This window comes from Microbacterium sp. BWT-B31 (assembly GCF_041379855.1).
Lineage (GTDB): Bacteria > Actinomycetota > Actinomycetes > Actinomycetales > Microbacteriaceae > Microbacterium.
In genome coordinates, this window is the sequence record NZ_JBFECU010000001.1 from 428198 (window position 1) to 445008 (window position 16811).

Genomic DNA, 16811 nt, shown 5'->3' on the forward strand with positions numbered 1-16811 from the left:
ATGGCGGCACGAGGCACGGTGCGGTCGTCGGGGGCCGATCGCACCGTGCCTCGTCGCGCGGGCACCGAAACGCGACGCCGAGGCGGCGATCCCTCGCTCGCCGGAGTGCCCGCGCACCTTCGAGCGATCGCGATCTGGCTGCTGTGCCTCGCCCCGATCGCCATGCTCCCGGGCCTGAACGACCGCTGGGGCTGGCCGACCCTCCTCTGCGTGGTGCTGGCGGCGCTTCTGGCTGTGTGGGTGCCGCCGACGGGACGCCTGCCGGTATGGCTGCTCGTGCTCATCGGTGCCGTTGCCGTGGTCCTCATCATCGGCGCACTGAGCGCAGACGCTCCGATCGCGCAGCTGTTCGGACGAGCTCCCCGGTACGAAGGCCTCGTCGCGCTTCCCGTGCTCGTGGCTGCCGGGTGGGCGGGAGCGCGCCTCCTCGGGACCAAAACGAGCGCGCCGGCACTGCGTCACGCGGTCGTGTCGCTGGCCACGGCATCCGTGCTGCTCGCCGTGGTCGGGGTTCTCGAGAGCATGGGGCTGCGTCCGATCGACAGCGATCTCCTCAGACCCGGCTCTCTCGCGGGCAACGCCACGGACCAGGCCATTCTCGGCGCCATCTTCGCGGCTGTACTCGGCTCGGTGCTCATCGGGACGTGGCGGCGCACGGGACGGATCGTCTGGTGGGCCGGGGGAGGGCTCGTGGCGGGAGTGGTGTCGGTCGCAACGTCCGCGTCGCGGGCGGGTCTGCTGGCGCTGGGTGTCGTCGCGCTCGCGCTCGCCGTCCGATTCGTGGCGAGATCGCCCAGGCGGGGTCGGGATGGGCTCATCGCGGTCGGGGCTGTCGTCGCCGCGTTCTTCGTCGCCGTGGCCGTGCCGCTCACCCGCGACCGGCTCTTCGGGCTTGGTGCCTTCGCTCAGCAGACCGTCGCCGATCGCTTCTACATGTGGGACGACGCGTGGCGGCTCTTCCTGTCCTCTCCCTGGCTCGGAGTGGGTCCCAGCGGCTTCGCGGACGCGATCACGCCCCACTTCGGCGACGAGTGGTTCACGCGAGCGCAGGCCGGAGCGATCCTCGACTCGCCCCACAGCATCGTGCTGCAAGCGGCGCTCGTCGGGGGGATCCCCGGTGTCCTGGCGGCTGCGCTGGTCGTCGGCGGTGCCCTCGTCGTCGGCGTCCGTCACGCGCGCGCGGCATCCCTCGCCCACCGCGACCTGCTCATCGGTGCGCTAGTGGCCATTCCGGCCGCCGGCGTCGCGCTGCTGACGCATGTCACCTCGCCGACGACGCTCGCGCCCCTTGCGATGCTCGTCGGCTTGCTCGTCGCCGTGCCGCCACGCGGACCGACGGCACGGTCATGGGTTGTGGCGGCATCGGTGATCGGCTGCGTTTGGCTCGCGTTCCTGCTCGCATGCACGATCGCCGATGCGGCGCTCCTCGATGGTCGGCGGGCGATCATGAGCGGTGACCTCGATCGCTCTGTCGCCTCGTTCGACACCGCACAGGCGTTTCGTCCGTGGGACGCGGACGTCGCGCTGGTCGCTGCGCAGTCGCTCGGAGCCGCCATGGACCACGGGCTCGCAGGCGCCGCTGATCCGGCGGCCGCGTGGGCTCGGCGAGGGGCGGAGGCTCTTCCCTCGTCCTCGCGCGCCCAGTACGTCGCCGGAATGGTCGCCCTCGGCAGGGGAGAGGACGATCTGGCCGCGGGGTACCTTGCGAAGGCGGCCGAACTCTCGCCGGCGGACCCGCGCATCCATCACGAGCTCGGCGTCGCACGTCTCGTCGGCGGTGACGCGGCGGGGGCGCGACCGGCGCTGGAGCGCGCCGTCGAGCTCGCGCCGGACTCGACGTCCAGCTGGGTCGCGCTGCGGGACGCCTGCGCCGCTCTCGGTGACGATGCGTGCGTCGTCCGATCCGAAGAGGGTGAGCGTGACGCGAGGGTGAGGGAGCGTTAGGCGGCCGACGCGGAGCGCATGACAGGCCTCTGCGGCGACACGCCGGGTCGAGGCATCCGCTCGTCGGCGCGTCGGGCTGATGCCCCGCCGTTGTGCACGCTCCGCCGCGCCCTAGGCTGACCCCATGGCGCAGGAGTGGGGTCCCGACATCCTCGGGAGGCCGTTCGCGCGCCTCACACTGCCGCTCGGCGAGGACTCCGAGGGCCCGGTCGTTGCGACGCTGGTGCGCAGCATCCCGAACCCGCTCGTCTCGATCGTGCGGCCGCTGCACGAGGTGGACGTGCTGTACGTGCACGGGTGGTCGGATTACTTCTTCCAGACGCGGCTCGCGCGCTTCTGGAACGCGCTCGGGGCGCGGTTCTACGCCCTCGACCTGCGCAAGTACGGCCGGAGCCTGCGCGACGGCCAGACTCCCGGTTACGTCGCGAGCCTCGACGAGTACGACGCCGACATCGCGGCCGCGCTGGCAGCGATGGGGCGCGTGGGCCCAGCCGCCTCCCGCCGTCGACTCGTGCTGATGGGCCACTCGACCGGCGGGCTGGTGCTGACGCTGTGGGCAGGGCGTCACCCCGGCGTCGCGGCCGCGCTCGTGCTGAACAGCCCGTGGCTCGAGCTGCAGCTCGGTGCGATCGGGCGCCAGGCGATCGCCCCGCTCGTCGACATGCGCGCGCGGTTCCAGCCGCTCGGCGGGCACCCCGTCGTGGACTTCGGCTTCTACACGCGCGCGCAGACCGAGGTGGGGGCGCTGCCCGTGCCCGGGTATCGCGCCGACTGGCGTCCGGAGCGCGGATTCGGCACGCATCCGGGCTGGCTGGCCGCCGTGCTCGACGGGCATCGGCGCGTCGCGGCCGGGGTCGATCCCGCCTGCCCGTCGCTCGTGCTGCTGTCGGCACGGTCCACCGCCCCGCTCGCGTGGAACGAGACCATGACGTCGTCGGACTCTGTGCTGGTCGTCGACGACATCGCCCGCGCCGCGGCCCGCATTCTGCCGCTGGTCACGATCGCGCGCATCGACGGCGCGATCCACGACGTCTTCCTGTCGCGGGCGCCGGCGCGCGATGAGGCGTTCGCGGTGCTGAGGCGATGGATGACGCGCAGCGCCGTGTCGCGTGCGAAGATGCGCAGATGACCCGCCCCGCCAGGCCCGCGCTCGGAGCACTCGCCGTCGTCATCGCACTGGCGCTCGCGGGGTGCGCCGTGCCCGCAGACGAAGCGGCACCCGAGCAGACCCTCATCGTCACGGCGGACCTCCCGACCCCCGTTCCGACGATCCGCAGCGCACGCCCCTCACCGACCCCCATGGCCTCGCCGACGCACCCCGCAGACCCGCGCGACGGCGCGTACCTGGCGGAGGTCGCCGCTTGGAGCGAGCCGATTCCGCCGGGGTATGCGTGGCCGGCCTCGATCACGGGCCTGCCTGCCGGTCGCTTCCACGGCAAGGGGGACTGGACCGGCTATACGACGGCGGCCGGCATCTACCACTGCATGCTCGTCTATGCCGCGTGGAACGCGTACTTCGTCGATGACGATCCCGTTGCCTCGAAGGACTACGGCGCCCGTGCCGACGCGACCATGCCGGACGTGCCCTACCCTGCGTGGGTGACTCGCGACGATGGAACCATCAAAGACCAGGACCTCGCCAGCGAGAGCGGCATCTGCGACGGCTTCGTCGGCGAGCTGCGCCCGTAGGAGCTCGGCGACTCAGTCTTGCGTCGCGAGCGCGAGAAGGGGCGCGAGTTCTTCGCGCGACAGGCGGATCCAGGGGCCGCCCGGGTTCACGACCACGCCCGACAGCTCGGGATTCGTGCGTAGCACGTTCGCGAGGCCCGCGGGCGCGATCGGCGCGGGATCGTTGCCGCGGCCGAGCGCGATCACCTCGAGCGGGTGGGAGTAGACCTCCACGAGCCGATCGCCCTCGGCCGTGCGGGCTTCGGCGATGCCGGGTCCGGCATCCGTCCGCCCGACCGCGACCCACAGTTTCTCGGTGATGAGCGCGTTTGCGACGGTGCCGGCGGTCTCGGGCGTGCGCGGGGCCGACAGCAGGTTCTTGAGGGCGAACGCGTCGTCACCCGCCTGCCCCGTCGGCGTGCTTGGCGCCGCGGACCTCTTTGCCATCCACGGCGACGACCCGTCCGGTGACAGAGAGCTGGCTGCGCCTCCACGCGCGCAGCTGCGCATCCAGCCAGACCGGATCCCCGGTGGCCGCAACCCGGTGGATGGTCGCCAGCGACGGCGCCCGGCCCGACGGGAAGGGCCGCGCCTGACCTCGTCTGGCCGCCCTTCCGTGATCATCGTCAGCGACTTCGCGCCGGACAGGACCGCGGCCACGAAGATGCTCAGCAGCTCCGCGAACCCGTACCGACGGCCTCGCCGAGCCCGAGGGTCGGGAACGGGGCGAGCACAGCCTGCAACCCCTCGTAATCGACGTCTGCTCCGTTCCAAGAACCGGAAGTGGCATAGACGAGATCGATCAGCGATGATGGCGTGCGAGAACTCCCGTGATCCAGTGACTCCGAACAAGCCCCGGATCAACAGGAGTTCTCACCGATCAACAGCGACCACGCCGCACAAGCCCCACAAACCCGACTTCGAAGGAGCCCTTGGCGGGGTGGACCGGGTCGCGCGCGGGTCGGTCAGTCCGGGAAGCCGGTTCGGAGGAGATTCGCGTGACTTGGAGTATCGACCCCGGGCCGGCCCGCAGCGTCGTGGACAAGGTGATGGCGCGCGTCGCTCACGTCGACACCGCCGCCGCATCGCACAGCGCGGCCATCGACGCAGCCGCGACGGCAGCGGCGCATGCCCCCGCGACCGCTGCCGCCCTCGGGGTGGTCGGCTCGGATCCGCTCATGATGGGCATCGCGGCTGTGCGTCGCTACGTCGAGAGCGTTGCGCTCACCGTCGACGAGGTCATCGGCATCTACGAGCAGGGTGACCTCGAGATGGCGCTGCAGACGCAGGGCGACGTGCCCGGGACGTGCGATGACGGCCATTTCCGACATCCCTGCGGCCGGATCGATCTCGGCCGCGGCCGACCAGCTCCTCCCGCCGTTCGTGGATCTGATCGCCGAGGTCGACGCCATCATCGCCGATTGGAACGCGTTGTCGGCCGTGTACTCGGCGCCTGAAGCGGAGCACGTGTACACGGCGTGGACGCCGCTGGACACCTTTGTCGAAGGTCTGCACTCGGTCGCCGACTCCGCGCGCGGTGCGCTCGACACCTATGCAACCTCGTTGACCGGCCTGCACACCCGTCGGGCCACTCTGGTGCGACGTCTGGCCGACCTCGAAGCGATGGACCACGCCGATCCGCTGTATGACAGCGAGCGCGCCGACCTGAACGCCGACGTGCGGGTCTTCCGCACCGACGCCGAGGCCGCTGACGAAGACTGCGCCGCTGCACTGCGCGCTCTCACGACGCAGATCGGGTCTCTGCAGCTGGCGTTCCCGCAGACTCTCGGCGGTCCTTTCACCGACCTCACGCTGGGTATCGGCGGCGGTGCGCTCGGGGCGTGGGGCGGCGCCGCTGCGGGCGCCGCGATCGGTTCGGTGGTGCCCGGCGTCGGCACCGTGATCGGCGGTGTGGTCGGCGGCATCATCGGCGGCGTCCTGGGCGGATGGGGGTCCTCCGAGGCTGCCGACGCCATCGTCGACGAGGTCGAGGAATGATCGGTCCACTGGTGGTCGTGGTCGGCGCCGTCTTCATCGCGGTCGGTGTCGCGACCTACGCCGGCTGGTGGCGCGGGTGGGCGTCCCCGGGACGCGGCTGGTACGCGCCGGGGTTCGGCATCCTGTACGCGGGCGCCGCCATGGCGCTCGCCGGGGTGCTGGTGCTGGTCGGCGACGCCGCACCGCGTGCCGCGACGATCGCGGGCATCGTGGTGATGACGGCGCTGTTCGCCACGGCGATCCTGAGCCTGTTCTGGTTTCCCGCTTTCCTCACCCCGCGATGGTTCCGCGACCAGCGGGGCGCGTCGAAGAGCATCCGTCGATGGGGACCGCGACCGTGAGCGCCGACGGCTGGGAAGTGGCCGAGGGCGTCGCCGTGCGTGTGCCAGAGGGCTGGGCGCGGGTCACTGCCCCGCGCGCCCTCCTCACGCTCGCAGCTCCGGTGCCCCGCACGGGATTCCGCTCCAACATCGTCGTCACCGCCGAGCCGTCGGATGAGCTGGTTCTGTCCGCGCGCTCGACGCCGCCCCTGTCGTGGCGCGACACGATGACCTCGACCGACTCCGTGCTCTGGGTCGACCAGATCGCGCACGCCGCGACGCGCCTGGGCAGGTTCGTGACCGTGGCGCGGATCGACGGCGCGGTCCACGACGTGTTCCTGTCGAGCCGGTCGGCGCGAGACGATGCGTTCGAGGTGTTCGAGCGGTGGATGACGCGGAGCGTCGTGCCGGAGCATCCGCTCATCTCGCAAGCGAAGTTGCCGGGGGCGCCGGAGCCGTCCCGGTAGTCCGCGTCAGCTCTCGGGCGGCAGCGCGAGAAGGGGCGCGAGCTCGTCGCGCGACAGGCGGATCCAGGGGCCGCCCGGGTTCACGACGACGCCCGACAGCTCGGGATTCGTGCGCAGCACGTTCGCGAGGCCCGCGGGCGCGATCGGCGCGGGATCGTTGCCGCGGCCGAGCGCGATCACCTCGAGCGGGTGGGAGTAGACCTCCACGAGCCGATCACCTTCGGCCGTGCGGGCTTCGGCGATGCCGGGTCCGGCATCCGTCCGCCCGACCGCGACCCACAGCTTCTCGGTGATGAGCGCGTTTGCGACGGTGCCGGCGGTCTCGGGCGTGCGCGGGGCCGACAGCAGGTTCTTGAGGGCGAACGCGTCGTCACCCGCCTCGTCGACGATCCGCTGCAGCAGCTCGCGGGGCAGGAGCGCCCGCGCCGGAGCCGACGACGGGTCGATGACGATGCCGCCGTACTGGCCGGCGAGCACGAAGCGGAAGACGGATGCCACGGGCTGCGCCATCGCGGAGGTGCCCAGGTCGCCGTCCGCCATGATGCTGTCGCGGAGGGCGGCGCCGCCCGAGTACACAAGCGCGAACGGCTTGTCGCCGACCGTCACCGTCGCCAGCGGCAGGCTCTCTCCCGCCGCGAGCAGGCTCCGCGCGTCGCCGCGGACCCGCAGGAAGACGTGCCCCTGCATGAGCTGGCGCGCGATCGACACGATGTCGCCGCCCTCGGGCTGTGCGGGCAGCTTCGCGAGCGCCTGCCGCAGCGGCACGTTGTCCTCGAGGCCGGGGATCGCGGGCGGCGCGTTCTCAGCGGGGCGCGAGAGGGCGGGGCCGGCCGGGCGCGGGGCGGGGCGTCCGAACGTCGAGACCGAGATGCCTACGTGCGGCACGGGCTCGGCGGGCGCGTCGGCGGCCTCGTCGAAGCCGGGTGCATCGGCGGATGCCTCGGCCGCGGTTGGGCGCACACTCCCGGAGGCTCCGGGGGCTGCGCCGGCGGTGTCCGGAGAGGGCGCAGGGGCCGTCGTCGAGTCGTCCCGGTCGCCGGGCGTGCGTTTGCCGCGAGAGAAGAGGGCCATTGTTCGAGACTAAGCGCCGCGGTCGGAGTGCAGACCCGCGGCGGGGTCGGCGGAACTCCTTCGATCCGAGCAGATCGCGGCCTTTCGACCGCCGTGGCGCGGTGCGGGCGCACGAATCGAAGGAGTTCTGCGACCGGCGGCCGGGGGGCGGGGGCCTGGGGGCGCTGCGCGGGCGACGGGGGTGACGCGTGTCGGCGCCCGGCTCTAGTGTCTGAGCATGGCGTCCGAACGCATCACCCTCACCGTGCCGGGGCCGCACGGCGAGCGCGAGGTGGGCTTGTCGAACCCGAACCGCGTGCTGTGGCCGGCGGTGGGGATCACCAAGCATGAGCTGGCGGAGTATCTGCTGGCCGTGTCGGGGCCGTTCCTCGCCGCGAACGGCGACCGGCCGGTGTCGCTGGAGCGCTTCCCTGACTCGGTCGAGGGGGAGCGCTTCTACTCGAAGAACCCGCCCAAGGGGGCGCCCGCGTTCGTCGAGGCGGTCACCGTGCGCTACAACAGCGGGCGGCGGCATCCGCAGATCGTCCTCACCGAGCCCGCGGCGGCGGTGTGGGCCGCGCAGATGAACACGATCGTCTTTCACCCGTGGGCCTCGCTCGCCTCTGACACCGACAACCCCGTCGAGCTGCGCATCGACCTCGATCCCCAGCCCGGGACCGATTTCACGGATGCCGCGGCCGTCGCCCCCGCGCTGCGCGACGTGCTCGCCGAGGCGGGGCTCACCGCGTTCCTCAAGACCAGCGGCAACCGCGGCATCCACGTGTTCTGCCCCATCGAGCCGGTGTGGGAGTTCCTCGACGTGCGGCATGCGGTCATCGCCGCCGGTCGCGAGCTTGAGCGGCGGATGCCCGAGCGGGTCACGATGAACTGGTGGAAGGAGGAGCGCGGCGAACGCATCTTCATCGACTTCAACCAGGCCAACCGCGACCGCACGATGGCGGGCGCCTACAGTCCCCGCGCCCTGCCGACTGCGACCGTGTCGACGCCGCTCACCTGGGACGAGCTCGACGCCGGAGTCGACCCCGGCGCGTTCACGGTGCGCACGGTGCCGCAGCGTCTCGCCGACACCGGTGACCCGTGGGCGGGCCTTCTCGATGAGCCCGGTCGCATCGACACGCTGCTGGAGTGGTGGCAGCGCGACCTCGACGCCGGGCTCGGGGAACTGCCCTTCCCCCCGGATTTTCCCAAGATGCCCGGCGAGCCCCCGCGCGTGCAGCCGAGCCGCATCAACCCCGACAACTGGCCGAAAGCTGACGAGTGACGCCATGACCGCGGTGTTCGAGTACCTCGCGATGCATCCGGTGATCGTGCTTTTCCTGCTCATAGGTCTCGGCGCGGCGCTCGGCCGCGTGCGCATCGCGGGAATCTCGCTCGGCGCCGTCGCGGTGCTCTTCGTCGCGATGGGCATCACCGCGTGGGGAGTGGCAGTCGGCGTCTCGATCGCGCTGCCCACGGCGATCGGCGACCTGGGCCTGGTGCTCTTCGCCTTCTGCATCGGCGTGATCGCCGGCCCGGGGTTCTTCAACGCCATCCGCACGTCGTGGGCGCTCATCCTCGCCGTGGCGGGCATCCTCGTTCTGGGCGCAGCCGTCGCCTACGGGCTCGGGATGCTGCTGGGCGTCGACCCGGTCACCATCGCGGGCACGTTCGCGGGCGCCGTCACCAACACGCCCGCCCTCGCCGCGACCGGCGGAAGCGCCGACGCCACCGTGGGCTACGCGAGCGCCTACGTGTTCGGCGTGATCGGGGCGATGCTGGCCACAGCCTTGGCGCTGCGCCACCGCGCCGCCGACACCGACGCCCCCTCGCCCATCGTCGACAAGGTCGTCCAGGTCGACACCACCTCGCATCCCACCGTGGACGAGGTCGAGAAGCTGCACGGCGGCCGCGTGCTCTTCTCACGCGTACAGCCCAAGGACGGCGAGATCGAAGCCGTCCGCCCCGAGACGGTGCTCGGCGAGGGCGCCGTCGTGAACGTCGTCGGCCCGAGCGACGAGGTGCAGGAGGTCGTCAAAGAGCTCGGGCACACCTCGGCGATCGACATCGTGGGCCAGCGCACCGAACTCGACTACCGCCGCATCATCGTGTCGAACCCCGCGCTCGCCGGGCGCACCATCGGCAGCCTCGGGCTGCGCGAGCGCTTCGGCGCGTCGATCGCGCGCATCCGCCGCGGCGACGTCGAGTTCGTCGCCACCGGCGACTTCGTGCTGCTGCAGGGCGACCGGCTGCGCGTCGTGGGACCCAAGAAGTCGCTGCCGGCGGTGTCGGCGTTTCTCGGCGACTCCGAGCGCGGGCTGGCCGACATCAACCCCGTCGCGCTCGGCATCGGCATCGCGGTGGGACTGCTGCTCGGGGCCGTTCAGATCCCGATCCCCGGCGGCGGATATTTCGGACTCGGCTACGCCGCGGGGGCGCTCATCATCGGCCTCGCGATGGGGCGGATCGGCCGCATCGGACCCTTCGTCACGTCCTTGCCGAACACCGCCGCGAACGTGCTGGCCGAACTGGGCCTGCTGATCTTCCTCGCCTACGCCGGCACCAAGGCAGGCTCCCTCGTCATCAGCGCGATCGTGTCCGGCGAGGTGCTCACCATCCTTCTGCTCGGCGCCGTCGTCACCATCATCGTGATGCTCGGCACCTACCTGCTGGTCCGGCACGTATTCGGCCTCGGCGGCACGCGGCTGTCGGGCGTGATCGGCGGGGCCCAGACCAACCCCGCCATCCTCGCGTTCGCCAACACCCGCACGAACTACGACGTGCGGGTCGCACTGGGGTACAGCCTCGTGTACCCGACGGCCATGGTGGTGAAGATCCTGCTCGCGCAGGTGCTCGTGACGCTGTGACGTGGGACGCCGTCACGGGGGCGCCGTCATGGGGACGCTCCGCGCTGCGGCAGTCCGGGACGCATGCCCCCGCGTCGCCCTGCGGGCGGCGCTCCCGCCAGACCCGATGCCAGCGTCCCGGACTGCCGCAGCGCTGCGCTCGCGTCACCGGCGAAGATCGGGTGGGGTGGGATGGGATGGGGGAGTGAATGGGGGATGCTGCGGCATCCGTCATTCACTCCAGCACGGCGCCGAGGTCGTAGGCCGACACCGTCTCGAGTTGGTCGTACGAGCACGAGCGGGGATCGCGGTCGGGACGCCAGCGCTCGAACTGCACCGTGTGACGGAAGCGCCAGCCCTCGAGCTGGTCGTAGCGCACCTCGAGCACGCGCTCGGGACGCAGCGGCACGAACGACGAGTCGGCACGACCCGCCTGGAACCGCGACTTCTCACCCTCGCCGCGCAGCGCCTCGCCCGACTCGTCGCGCTCGACGAGCGCAGCCAGCTCGTCGATGAGCCCGAGCCGGCGCTCGTTGCTCCATGCCGCGACCCCGCCGACGGGATAGAGCTTGCCGTCTTGGGAGTAGAGCCCCACCAGGAGCGAGCCCACACCCTGCCCCGAACGGTGGAGGCGATACCCCATCGCCACGACGTCGGCCGTGCGCGCGTGCTTGATCTTGAACATCGTGCGCTTGTTCGGCGCGTAGGGCTGCGCGAGCGGCTTCGCGACGACCCCGTCGAGGCCTGCGCCCTCGAACTCGCTCAGCCACCGGCGCGCCACCTCGGCGTCGCCGGTCGTGCGCGTCACATGGATCGGATGCGGCACCCCGGTGAGCAGGTCGACGAGCTGCGCCCGCCGGGTCGCGAACGGCGCGGGCTGAAGATCGCGCTCGCCGCGGGCGAGCAGGTCGAACGCGATGAACATCGCCGGGGTCTCGGCGGCGAGCCGGTTCACGCGGGACGCGGCGGGGTGGATGCGCTGGGTCAGCGAATCCCAGTCCAGGCGCTGTGCGCCAGGCTCGCCCTTGGGCACCCCGATCTCGCCGTCGATGAGGCAGGGCTCCGGCAGCAGGCGCGAGAACGCCTCGACGAGTTCGGGAAAGTACCGCGTCAGCGACTTCGCGCCGCGGCTGCCGATCTCGACGTCCGTGCCGTCCCACGACACCAGCGCGCGGAAGCCGTCCCACTTGGGCTCGTAGCCGAGCCCGCCGTCGACCTTGTCGGGCGAGGGCACCTCGGGCACCGACTTCGCGAGCATGGGCGCCGGGATCTCGTAGGGCATGGGTTCATCCTGCCGTGCGGCTCCGACACATGACAGCGGGTGGTTCGCCGCGGCCACACGGACCATGTTCCCGAAGAAGCCGCACGAGGTCTGCCTCTGGGCGCACAGCGGGACACACCCCAGAGGCTGCCGGTCACGCCCGGGGTGGGGCGCGCAGCCTCAGCCGAGGTCGCGCGTGAGGCGGCGGGCGACCTCGGCCGCCGGCATCCGTCTCGGGAACACCGCCACGACGACGTCGTCGTCGGCTTCGTCGGCAGGGCCGTGGGGGTGCACGCCGAACCGGCGCATCGCCTCGTCGAGGGCGTCGCGCAGCACCGATGCCGGCACGCGCTTGGCGTCGCGCAGCAGGCGCCGCAGCACGTGGTTGTGCACGGCGGTGACCACCGCCGCGAATCCCACCGCGTCGATCGGATCGAGGCCGGGCAGCGCCTCGCGCAGGTACTGATCGAACAGGCGCTCGTAGCGAAACACGGTCACGATCTCGCGTTCGCGCAGCGCCGGCACCTGACGCACGACTGTGTAGCGCCGACGGGCCAGTTCGGGGTCGGCGGCGAAATGCCGGTACACGCGCACGGATGCCTCGCACACAGCCTCCCACGGGTTGTCGTGGGGGCGTGCGAGATAGGCGCGCAGTTCGTCGAGGACGACCTCGTGGTCGGCGAAGACGACGTCCTCCTTGCCGCCGAACTGGCGGAAGAAGGTCGAGCGCGACACCCCCGCGGCCTTCGCGATCTGGTCTACCGAGGTCTGGTCGAAGCCGCGTTCCGCGAACAGCTCGAGGGCCGCCGCGATGACGGCGTTGCGAGCGACGGCGCCTGAGTCGAGGTCTGACATCGGCACGAGCCTAGAGCACGCGTGGCGCGGACCGGGGATCACCTCGCGTCACACCGCGTCGCGCTGTCGTGTACCCCCGTGGCCGAGCGGGTCCCGGAGGTGTTGACTGACACCATGTCATCGCTGTGGCGGGCAGGGACCCAGCCGGCCCTGGGCACCGAGTTCGCTGCGGGCGCCCACCGCGATGTGATCGTGGTGGGCGCGGGGATCACCGGCCTCAGCACCGCGCTCATGCTCGTGCGCTCCGGACTGGACGTGGCAGTCGTCGAGGCCGGCGCCGTCGCCGAACTGTCGACCGGCGCCAACACCGGCAAGGTGTCGCTCCTGCAGGGAGGCCGGCTCTCGGCGCTGCGGCGACACCACTCCGCCGCGCTCACGCGGGCGTACCTCGACGCGAACCGCGCAGGCGCCGAGTGGATCACCGCCTTCGCGCGCGAGGCGGGCGTTCCCTTCACGCGGCGCACCGCGTTCTCGTATGCGCAGACGGCAGACGGCGTCGAGTTCGTCGAGTCCGAGTTCGCCGCCGCGCGAGAGGCGGGGCTGAACGTGCGGCGCGTTGCCGGCGACGGGTCGCGGCATCCGTTCCCCCTCGTCGACGCCGTCGCGCTCGACGACCAGGTCGCGATCGACCCGGTCGCCCTCGCGCACGCCCTCGCCCACGCCTTCGTCGCCGCGGGAGGCGCCCTGCACACCGGCACGCGTGTCACGCGCGTGCATGCGGTGCCGCGCGCCTGGATCGAGACCGATGCCGGCTACGCCTCGGCCGGTCACCTCGTGCTGGCCACCGGCACGCCGATCGCCGATCGCGGGCTGTACTTCGCCAAGAGCCGCGGGCTGCGGTCGTACTGCGTCGCATTCGAGGTCGACGGCGAGGTGCCCGAGGGCCTGTACCTGTCGCTGGACGGGCCGGTGCGCTCGATCCGGTCGGTCACAGACGGCGACGGCCCGGCGGGCCGGGCGCGGCTGGTGGTGGGCGGCAACGGGCATCCGGTCGGACGTGTGGCGTCCGAGCGGGAGCGGGTCGACGACCTGATCGCGTGGACGCGCGAGCACTTCGCCGGGGCGGAGCCGGTCGCCACGTGGTCGGCGCAGGACTACGAGTCGCACGATCTGATCCCGTTCGCCGGCGCGCTGCCGCGCGGGCTCGGGCGCATCCGCTTCGCGACCGGGTTCGCGAAGTGGGGGCTGTCGAACGGCCCGGCGGCGGCGCTGCGGCTGTCGGCCGAGATCCGTCGTGTTCCGTGGCGCGAGCGTCCGCAGTGGATGGCCGCGATCGCGCGCCGGATGACGGTGCCGGCCGACCTCGGACGCGGGGGAGTGGAGAACCTGCGCGTCGGATGGGAGGCGGCATCCAGATGGGTCGGCGCGCAGCGCACGTCGGTGCCGGTGGCCGCGCCCGCCGAGGGCGAGGGCGTCGTCGCGAGTCGCGCCGGCCACCCGGTCGGCGTCTCGACCGTCGAGGGGGCCACGCGCGCCGTGAGCGCGGTGTGCCCGCACCTGGGCGGCGTGCTCGAGTGGAACGACGCCGAGTGCACGTGGGACTGCCCCCTCCATGCGTCGCGCTTCGCGGCCGATGGGCGCCGCATCGAGGGTCCGGCGGTGAACGATCTGCGGCGTCTGCCGCGCTCGGGGACCGGACCTGCGCCGGTGACCTCGGCCCTGCCGCTTCCGCATTGACCCCGCCCGCGCGGCGCGTCCGCTGGTCAAGACCACCGAATCTGCGGTAGTAGGCTAGGGGATTGGCCGATCTCTCGACATCGAGATACTTTCTCCGGCCCACAACCCCCACAAACGCCCCACCGAAGGACTGCACTGTGGATCTGTACGAGTACCAGGCACGTGACCTTTTCGAGAAGTACGAGGTGCCGGTGCTCGCCGGCATCGTCGCGGACACCCCCGAGGAGGTGCGCGCGGCGGCCGAGAAGATCGGCGGCGTCGTCGTCGTGAAGGCCCAGGTCAAGACCGGCGGCCGCGGCAAGGCCGGCGGTGTGAAGGTCGCCAAGACCCCCGACGAGGCCTACGAGGCGGCCAAGGCCATCCTCGGCCTCGACATCAAGGGCCACATCGTCAAGCGCGTCATGGTCGCGCAGGGCGCGAACATCGACAAGGAGTACTACTTCTCGGTGCTGCTGGATCGCGCCAACCGCTCCTACCTGTCGCTGTGCTCGGTCGAGGGCGGCATGGAGATCGAAGAGCTCGCCGTCGAGCGCCCCGAGGCGCTGGCCCGCGTCGAGGTGAACCCCGGCACCGGCATCGACCAGGCCAAGGCCGTCGAGATCGCTCAGGCCGCCGGCTTCTCGGCCGACCTGGTCGACAAGGTGAGCGACGTGTTCGTCAAGCTCTACAACGTGTACAAGGGCGAGGACGCGACCCTCGTCGAGGTCAACCCGCTCGTGCTGACGGGCGAGGGCGAGATCGTCGCCCTCGACGGCAAGGTCTCGCTCGACGAGAACGCCGACTTCCGCCACGCCTCGCACGCCCTGCTCGAAGACAAGGACGCCGCCGACCCGCTCGAGGCCAAGGCCAAGGCGAACGACCTCAACTACGTCAAGCTCGACGGCGAGGTCGGCGTCATCGGCAACGGCGCGGGACTGGTCATGTCGACCCTCGACGTGGTCGCGTACGCCGGTGAGAACCACGGCGGCGTCAAGCCCGCGAACTTCCTCGACATCGGCGGCGGCGCCTCGGCCGAGGTCATGGCCGCGGGCCTTGACGTCATCCTCGGCGACCCGCAGGTCAAGTCGGTCTTCGTGAACGTCTTCGGCGGCATCACCGCGTGCGACGCGGTCGCCAAGGGCATCGTCGGCGCGCTCGCCGAACTCGGCTCCACCGCCACCAAGCCCCTCGTCGTGCGCCTGGACGGCAACAAGGTCGAAGAGGGCCGCGCGATCCTGCGTGAGGCGAACCACCCGCTGGTCACCCTCGCCGAGACCATGGACCAGGGCGCCGACAAGGCCGCCGAGCTGGCGAACGCCTGAGCACGAAGCATCCGGAACTAGGAAAGAACAGACATGTCGATCTTCCTCAACAAGGACTCCAAGGTCATCGTCCAGGGCATCACGGGCGGTGAGGGCACCAAGCACACCGCCCTCATGCTGAAGGCCGGCACGCAGGTCGTCGGCGGCGTCAACGCGCGCAAGGCCGGCACCACGGTGCTGCACACCGACAAGGACGGCAACGCCGTCGAGCTGCCCGTCTTCGCGACGGTCGCCGAGGCCATTGCCGCCACCGGCGCCGACGTCTCGATCGCGTTCGTGCCGCCCGCGTTCACCAAGGACGCGATGGTCGAGGCCATCGACGCCGAGATCCCGCTGCTCGTGGTCATCACCGAGGGCGTGCCCGTCGGCGACACCGCCGAGGCGTGGGCGCACGCGCAGGCCAAGGGGAACAAGACCCGCATCATCGGCCCGAACTGCCCCGGCATCATCACGCCCGGCGAGGCGCTCGTGGGCATCACCCCCGCCAACATCACCGGCAAGGGCCCGATCGGCCTGGTGTCGAAGTCGGGCACCCTGACCTACCAGATGATGTACGAGCTGCGCGAGGTCGGCTTCTCGACGGCGATCGGCATCGGCGGCGACCCGATCATCGGCACCACCCACATCGACGCGCTCGCCGCGTTCGAGGCCGACCCCGAGACCAAGGCGATCGTGATGATCGGCGAGATCGGCGGCGACGCCGAGGAGCGCGCGGCCGACTTCATCAAGGCCAATGTGACCAAGCCGGTCGTCGGCTACGTCGCCGGCTTCACCGCACCCGAGGGCAAGACCATGGGCCACGCCGGCGCCATCGTGTCGGGCTCGGCGGGCACCGCGCAGGCCAAGAAGGAGGCCCTCGAGGCCGCCGGCGTCAAGGTCGGAAAGACGCCGTCCGAGACCGCCGACCTCATGCGTGAGATCATCGCCGGGCTGTAAAGCCTTGTGAACGAATGAGGGGGCGGATGCTGCGGCATCCGCCCCCTCTCGTTCCGGGGGCAGCGCGACCCGTTCCGCTGTGAGCAGAACGGGTCGCCCGCGCAGCCGTGCTCGCCCTATCGTCGCGTCATGGCCGAGATCGTTCCACTGCCGCGCACCCTTTCGCCCTCCGCGCGTGATCCCGAGCCGCTGTGGCGCGATGCGCTCGGGGAGCTGCTGCGGCGCCTGCGGCACGACCGCGGTGAACGGCTCGCCGACACCGCGGCCCGTGCAGGGGTGTCGCCGCAGTACCTGTCCGAGATCGAGCGGGGCCTCAAGGAGCCCTCGAGCGAGATGATCGCGGCAATCGCCGGCGCCCTCGAGGTGACCCTCATCGATCTCACCGCCGCCGTGGCCGACGACCTTCGCTCACGAGCCTCGATGCTCGCCGCGCGCCCGGCGGTCGGAGGCCGCGCGTCGTACCTCCTCGCAGCCTGAGTCCTCGCCTCCCC

At 71.6% G+C, this 16811-nt stretch carries 16 protein-coding genes; 12 read left to right on the top strand and 4 right to left on the bottom strand.

Annotation, left to right across the window (positions count from 1 at the left end):
* The 3 genes from AB1K54_RS01845 (at window position 1) to AB1K54_RS01855 (ending at window position 3633) form a co-directional block, all read left to right on the top strand.
* Complete coding sequence (locus AB1K54_RS01845; RefSeq protein WP_371200986.1) at window positions 1–1944, top strand: O-antigen ligase family protein; 1944 nt, start codon at window positions 1–3, stop codon at window positions 1942–1944.
* A 124-nt stretch (window positions 1945–2068) separates the two neighbouring features.
* Window positions 2069–3073, top strand: coding sequence for an alpha/beta hydrolase (locus AB1K54_RS01850; RefSeq protein ID WP_371200987.1), 1005 nt, complete (start codon window positions 2069–2071; stop codon window positions 3071–3073).
* Entirely contained in the window at window positions 3070–3633 is a 564-nt protein-coding gene (locus tag AB1K54_RS01855) for a hypothetical protein (RefSeq protein ID WP_371200988.1), read from the top strand. Before AB1K54_RS01850 ends, AB1K54_RS01855 begins: the two co-directional genes overlap by 4 nt.
* 12 nt (window positions 3634–3645) lie before the next feature.
* Here AB1K54_RS01855 and AB1K54_RS01860 read toward each other — a convergent pair whose 3' ends face one another.
* Entirely contained in the window at window positions 3646–4059 is a 414-nt protein-coding gene (locus AB1K54_RS01860) for an SseB family protein (RefSeq protein WP_371200989.1), read from the bottom strand.
* A gap of 864 nt (window positions 4060–4923) precedes the next feature.
* Between AB1K54_RS01860 and AB1K54_RS01865 the strand changes: the two genes are divergently transcribed.
* The 3 genes from AB1K54_RS01865 to AB1K54_RS01875 are packed head-to-tail and all read left to right on the top strand — an operon-like array spanning window position 4924 to window position 6397.
* Entirely contained in the window at window positions 4924–5610 is a 687-nt protein-coding gene (locus AB1K54_RS01865; protein WP_371200990.1) for a hypothetical protein, read from the top strand.
* Entirely contained in the window at window positions 5607–5951 is a 345-nt protein-coding gene (locus AB1K54_RS01870; RefSeq protein ID WP_371200991.1) for a hypothetical protein, read from the top strand. The genes AB1K54_RS01865 and AB1K54_RS01870 overlap by 4 nt, the downstream gene beginning before the upstream one ends.
* Window positions 5933–6397 (top strand): hypothetical protein, encoded by a 465-nt coding sequence (locus tag AB1K54_RS01875; protein ID WP_371200992.1) that lies wholly within the window; start codon window positions 5933–5935, stop codon window positions 6395–6397. Before AB1K54_RS01870 ends, AB1K54_RS01875 begins: the two co-directional genes overlap by 19 nt.
* Window positions 6398–6403: 6 nt before the next feature.
* Here the strand turns inward: AB1K54_RS01875 and AB1K54_RS01880 are convergent, their stop codons facing one another.
* Complete coding sequence (locus tag AB1K54_RS01880) at window positions 6404–7357, bottom strand: SseB family protein (protein ID WP_371200993.1); 954 nt, start codon at window positions 7355–7357, stop codon at window positions 6404–6406.
* Between the two features lie 328 nt (window positions 7358–7685).
* On the opposite strand from AB1K54_RS01880, the gene ligD reads away from it, so the two are divergent.
* Together ligD and AB1K54_RS01890 are read left to right on the top strand one after the other, a co-directional pair.
* Window positions 7686–8729, top strand: coding sequence for a non-homologous end-joining DNA ligase (gene ligD / locus AB1K54_RS01885; protein ID WP_371200994.1), 1044 nt, complete (start codon window positions 7686–7688; stop codon window positions 8727–8729).
* 4 nt (window positions 8730–8733) lie between these two features.
* Complete coding sequence (locus tag AB1K54_RS01890) at window positions 8734–10311, top strand: aspartate:alanine exchanger family transporter (protein ID WP_371200995.1); 1578 nt, start codon at window positions 8734–8736, stop codon at window positions 10309–10311.
* 214 nt (window positions 10312–10525) lie between these two features.
* Here the strand turns inward: AB1K54_RS01890 and AB1K54_RS01895 are convergent, their stop codons facing one another.
* Entirely contained in the window at window positions 10526–11572 is a 1047-nt protein-coding gene (locus AB1K54_RS01895) for an ATP-dependent DNA ligase (RefSeq protein ID WP_371200996.1), read from the bottom strand.
* Window positions 11573–11731: 159 nt separating this feature from the next.
* Window positions 11732–12406 carry a TetR family transcriptional regulator gene (locus AB1K54_RS01900; protein ID WP_371200997.1) on the bottom strand — a complete coding sequence of 225 codons (675 nt, stop codon included), beginning with the start codon at window positions 12404–12406 and terminating at the stop codon, window positions 11732–11734.
* 114 nt (window positions 12407–12520) lie between these two features.
* Between AB1K54_RS01900 and AB1K54_RS01905 the strand changes: the two genes are divergently transcribed.
* From AB1K54_RS01905 to AB1K54_RS01920, 4 genes are all read left to right on the top strand, one after another.
* Entirely contained in the window at window positions 12521–14083 is a 1563-nt protein-coding gene (locus AB1K54_RS01905) for an FAD-dependent oxidoreductase (RefSeq protein WP_371200998.1), read from the top strand.
* A 137-nt stretch (window positions 14084–14220) separates the two neighbouring features.
* The gene (sucC, locus tag AB1K54_RS01910; protein ID WP_371200999.1) at window positions 14221–15384 is read left to right on the top strand and encodes an ADP-forming succinate--CoA ligase subunit beta; all 1164 of its coding nucleotides are present in this window, start codon (window positions 14221–14223) and stop codon (window positions 15382–15384) included.
* 33 nt (window positions 15385–15417) lie between these two features.
* Window positions 15418–16320, top strand: a complete 903-nt coding sequence (sucD, locus tag AB1K54_RS01915) for a succinate--CoA ligase subunit alpha (RefSeq protein WP_371201000.1) — start codon at window positions 15418–15420, stop codon at window positions 16318–16320.
* A 129-nt stretch (window positions 16321–16449) separates the two neighbouring features.
* Window positions 16450–16797 carry a helix-turn-helix domain-containing protein gene (locus tag AB1K54_RS01920; protein WP_371201001.1) on the top strand — a complete coding sequence of 116 codons (348 nt, stop codon included), beginning with the start codon at window positions 16450–16452 and terminating at the stop codon, window positions 16795–16797.
* The last annotated feature ends 14 nt before the right edge of the window (window positions 16798–16811 follow it).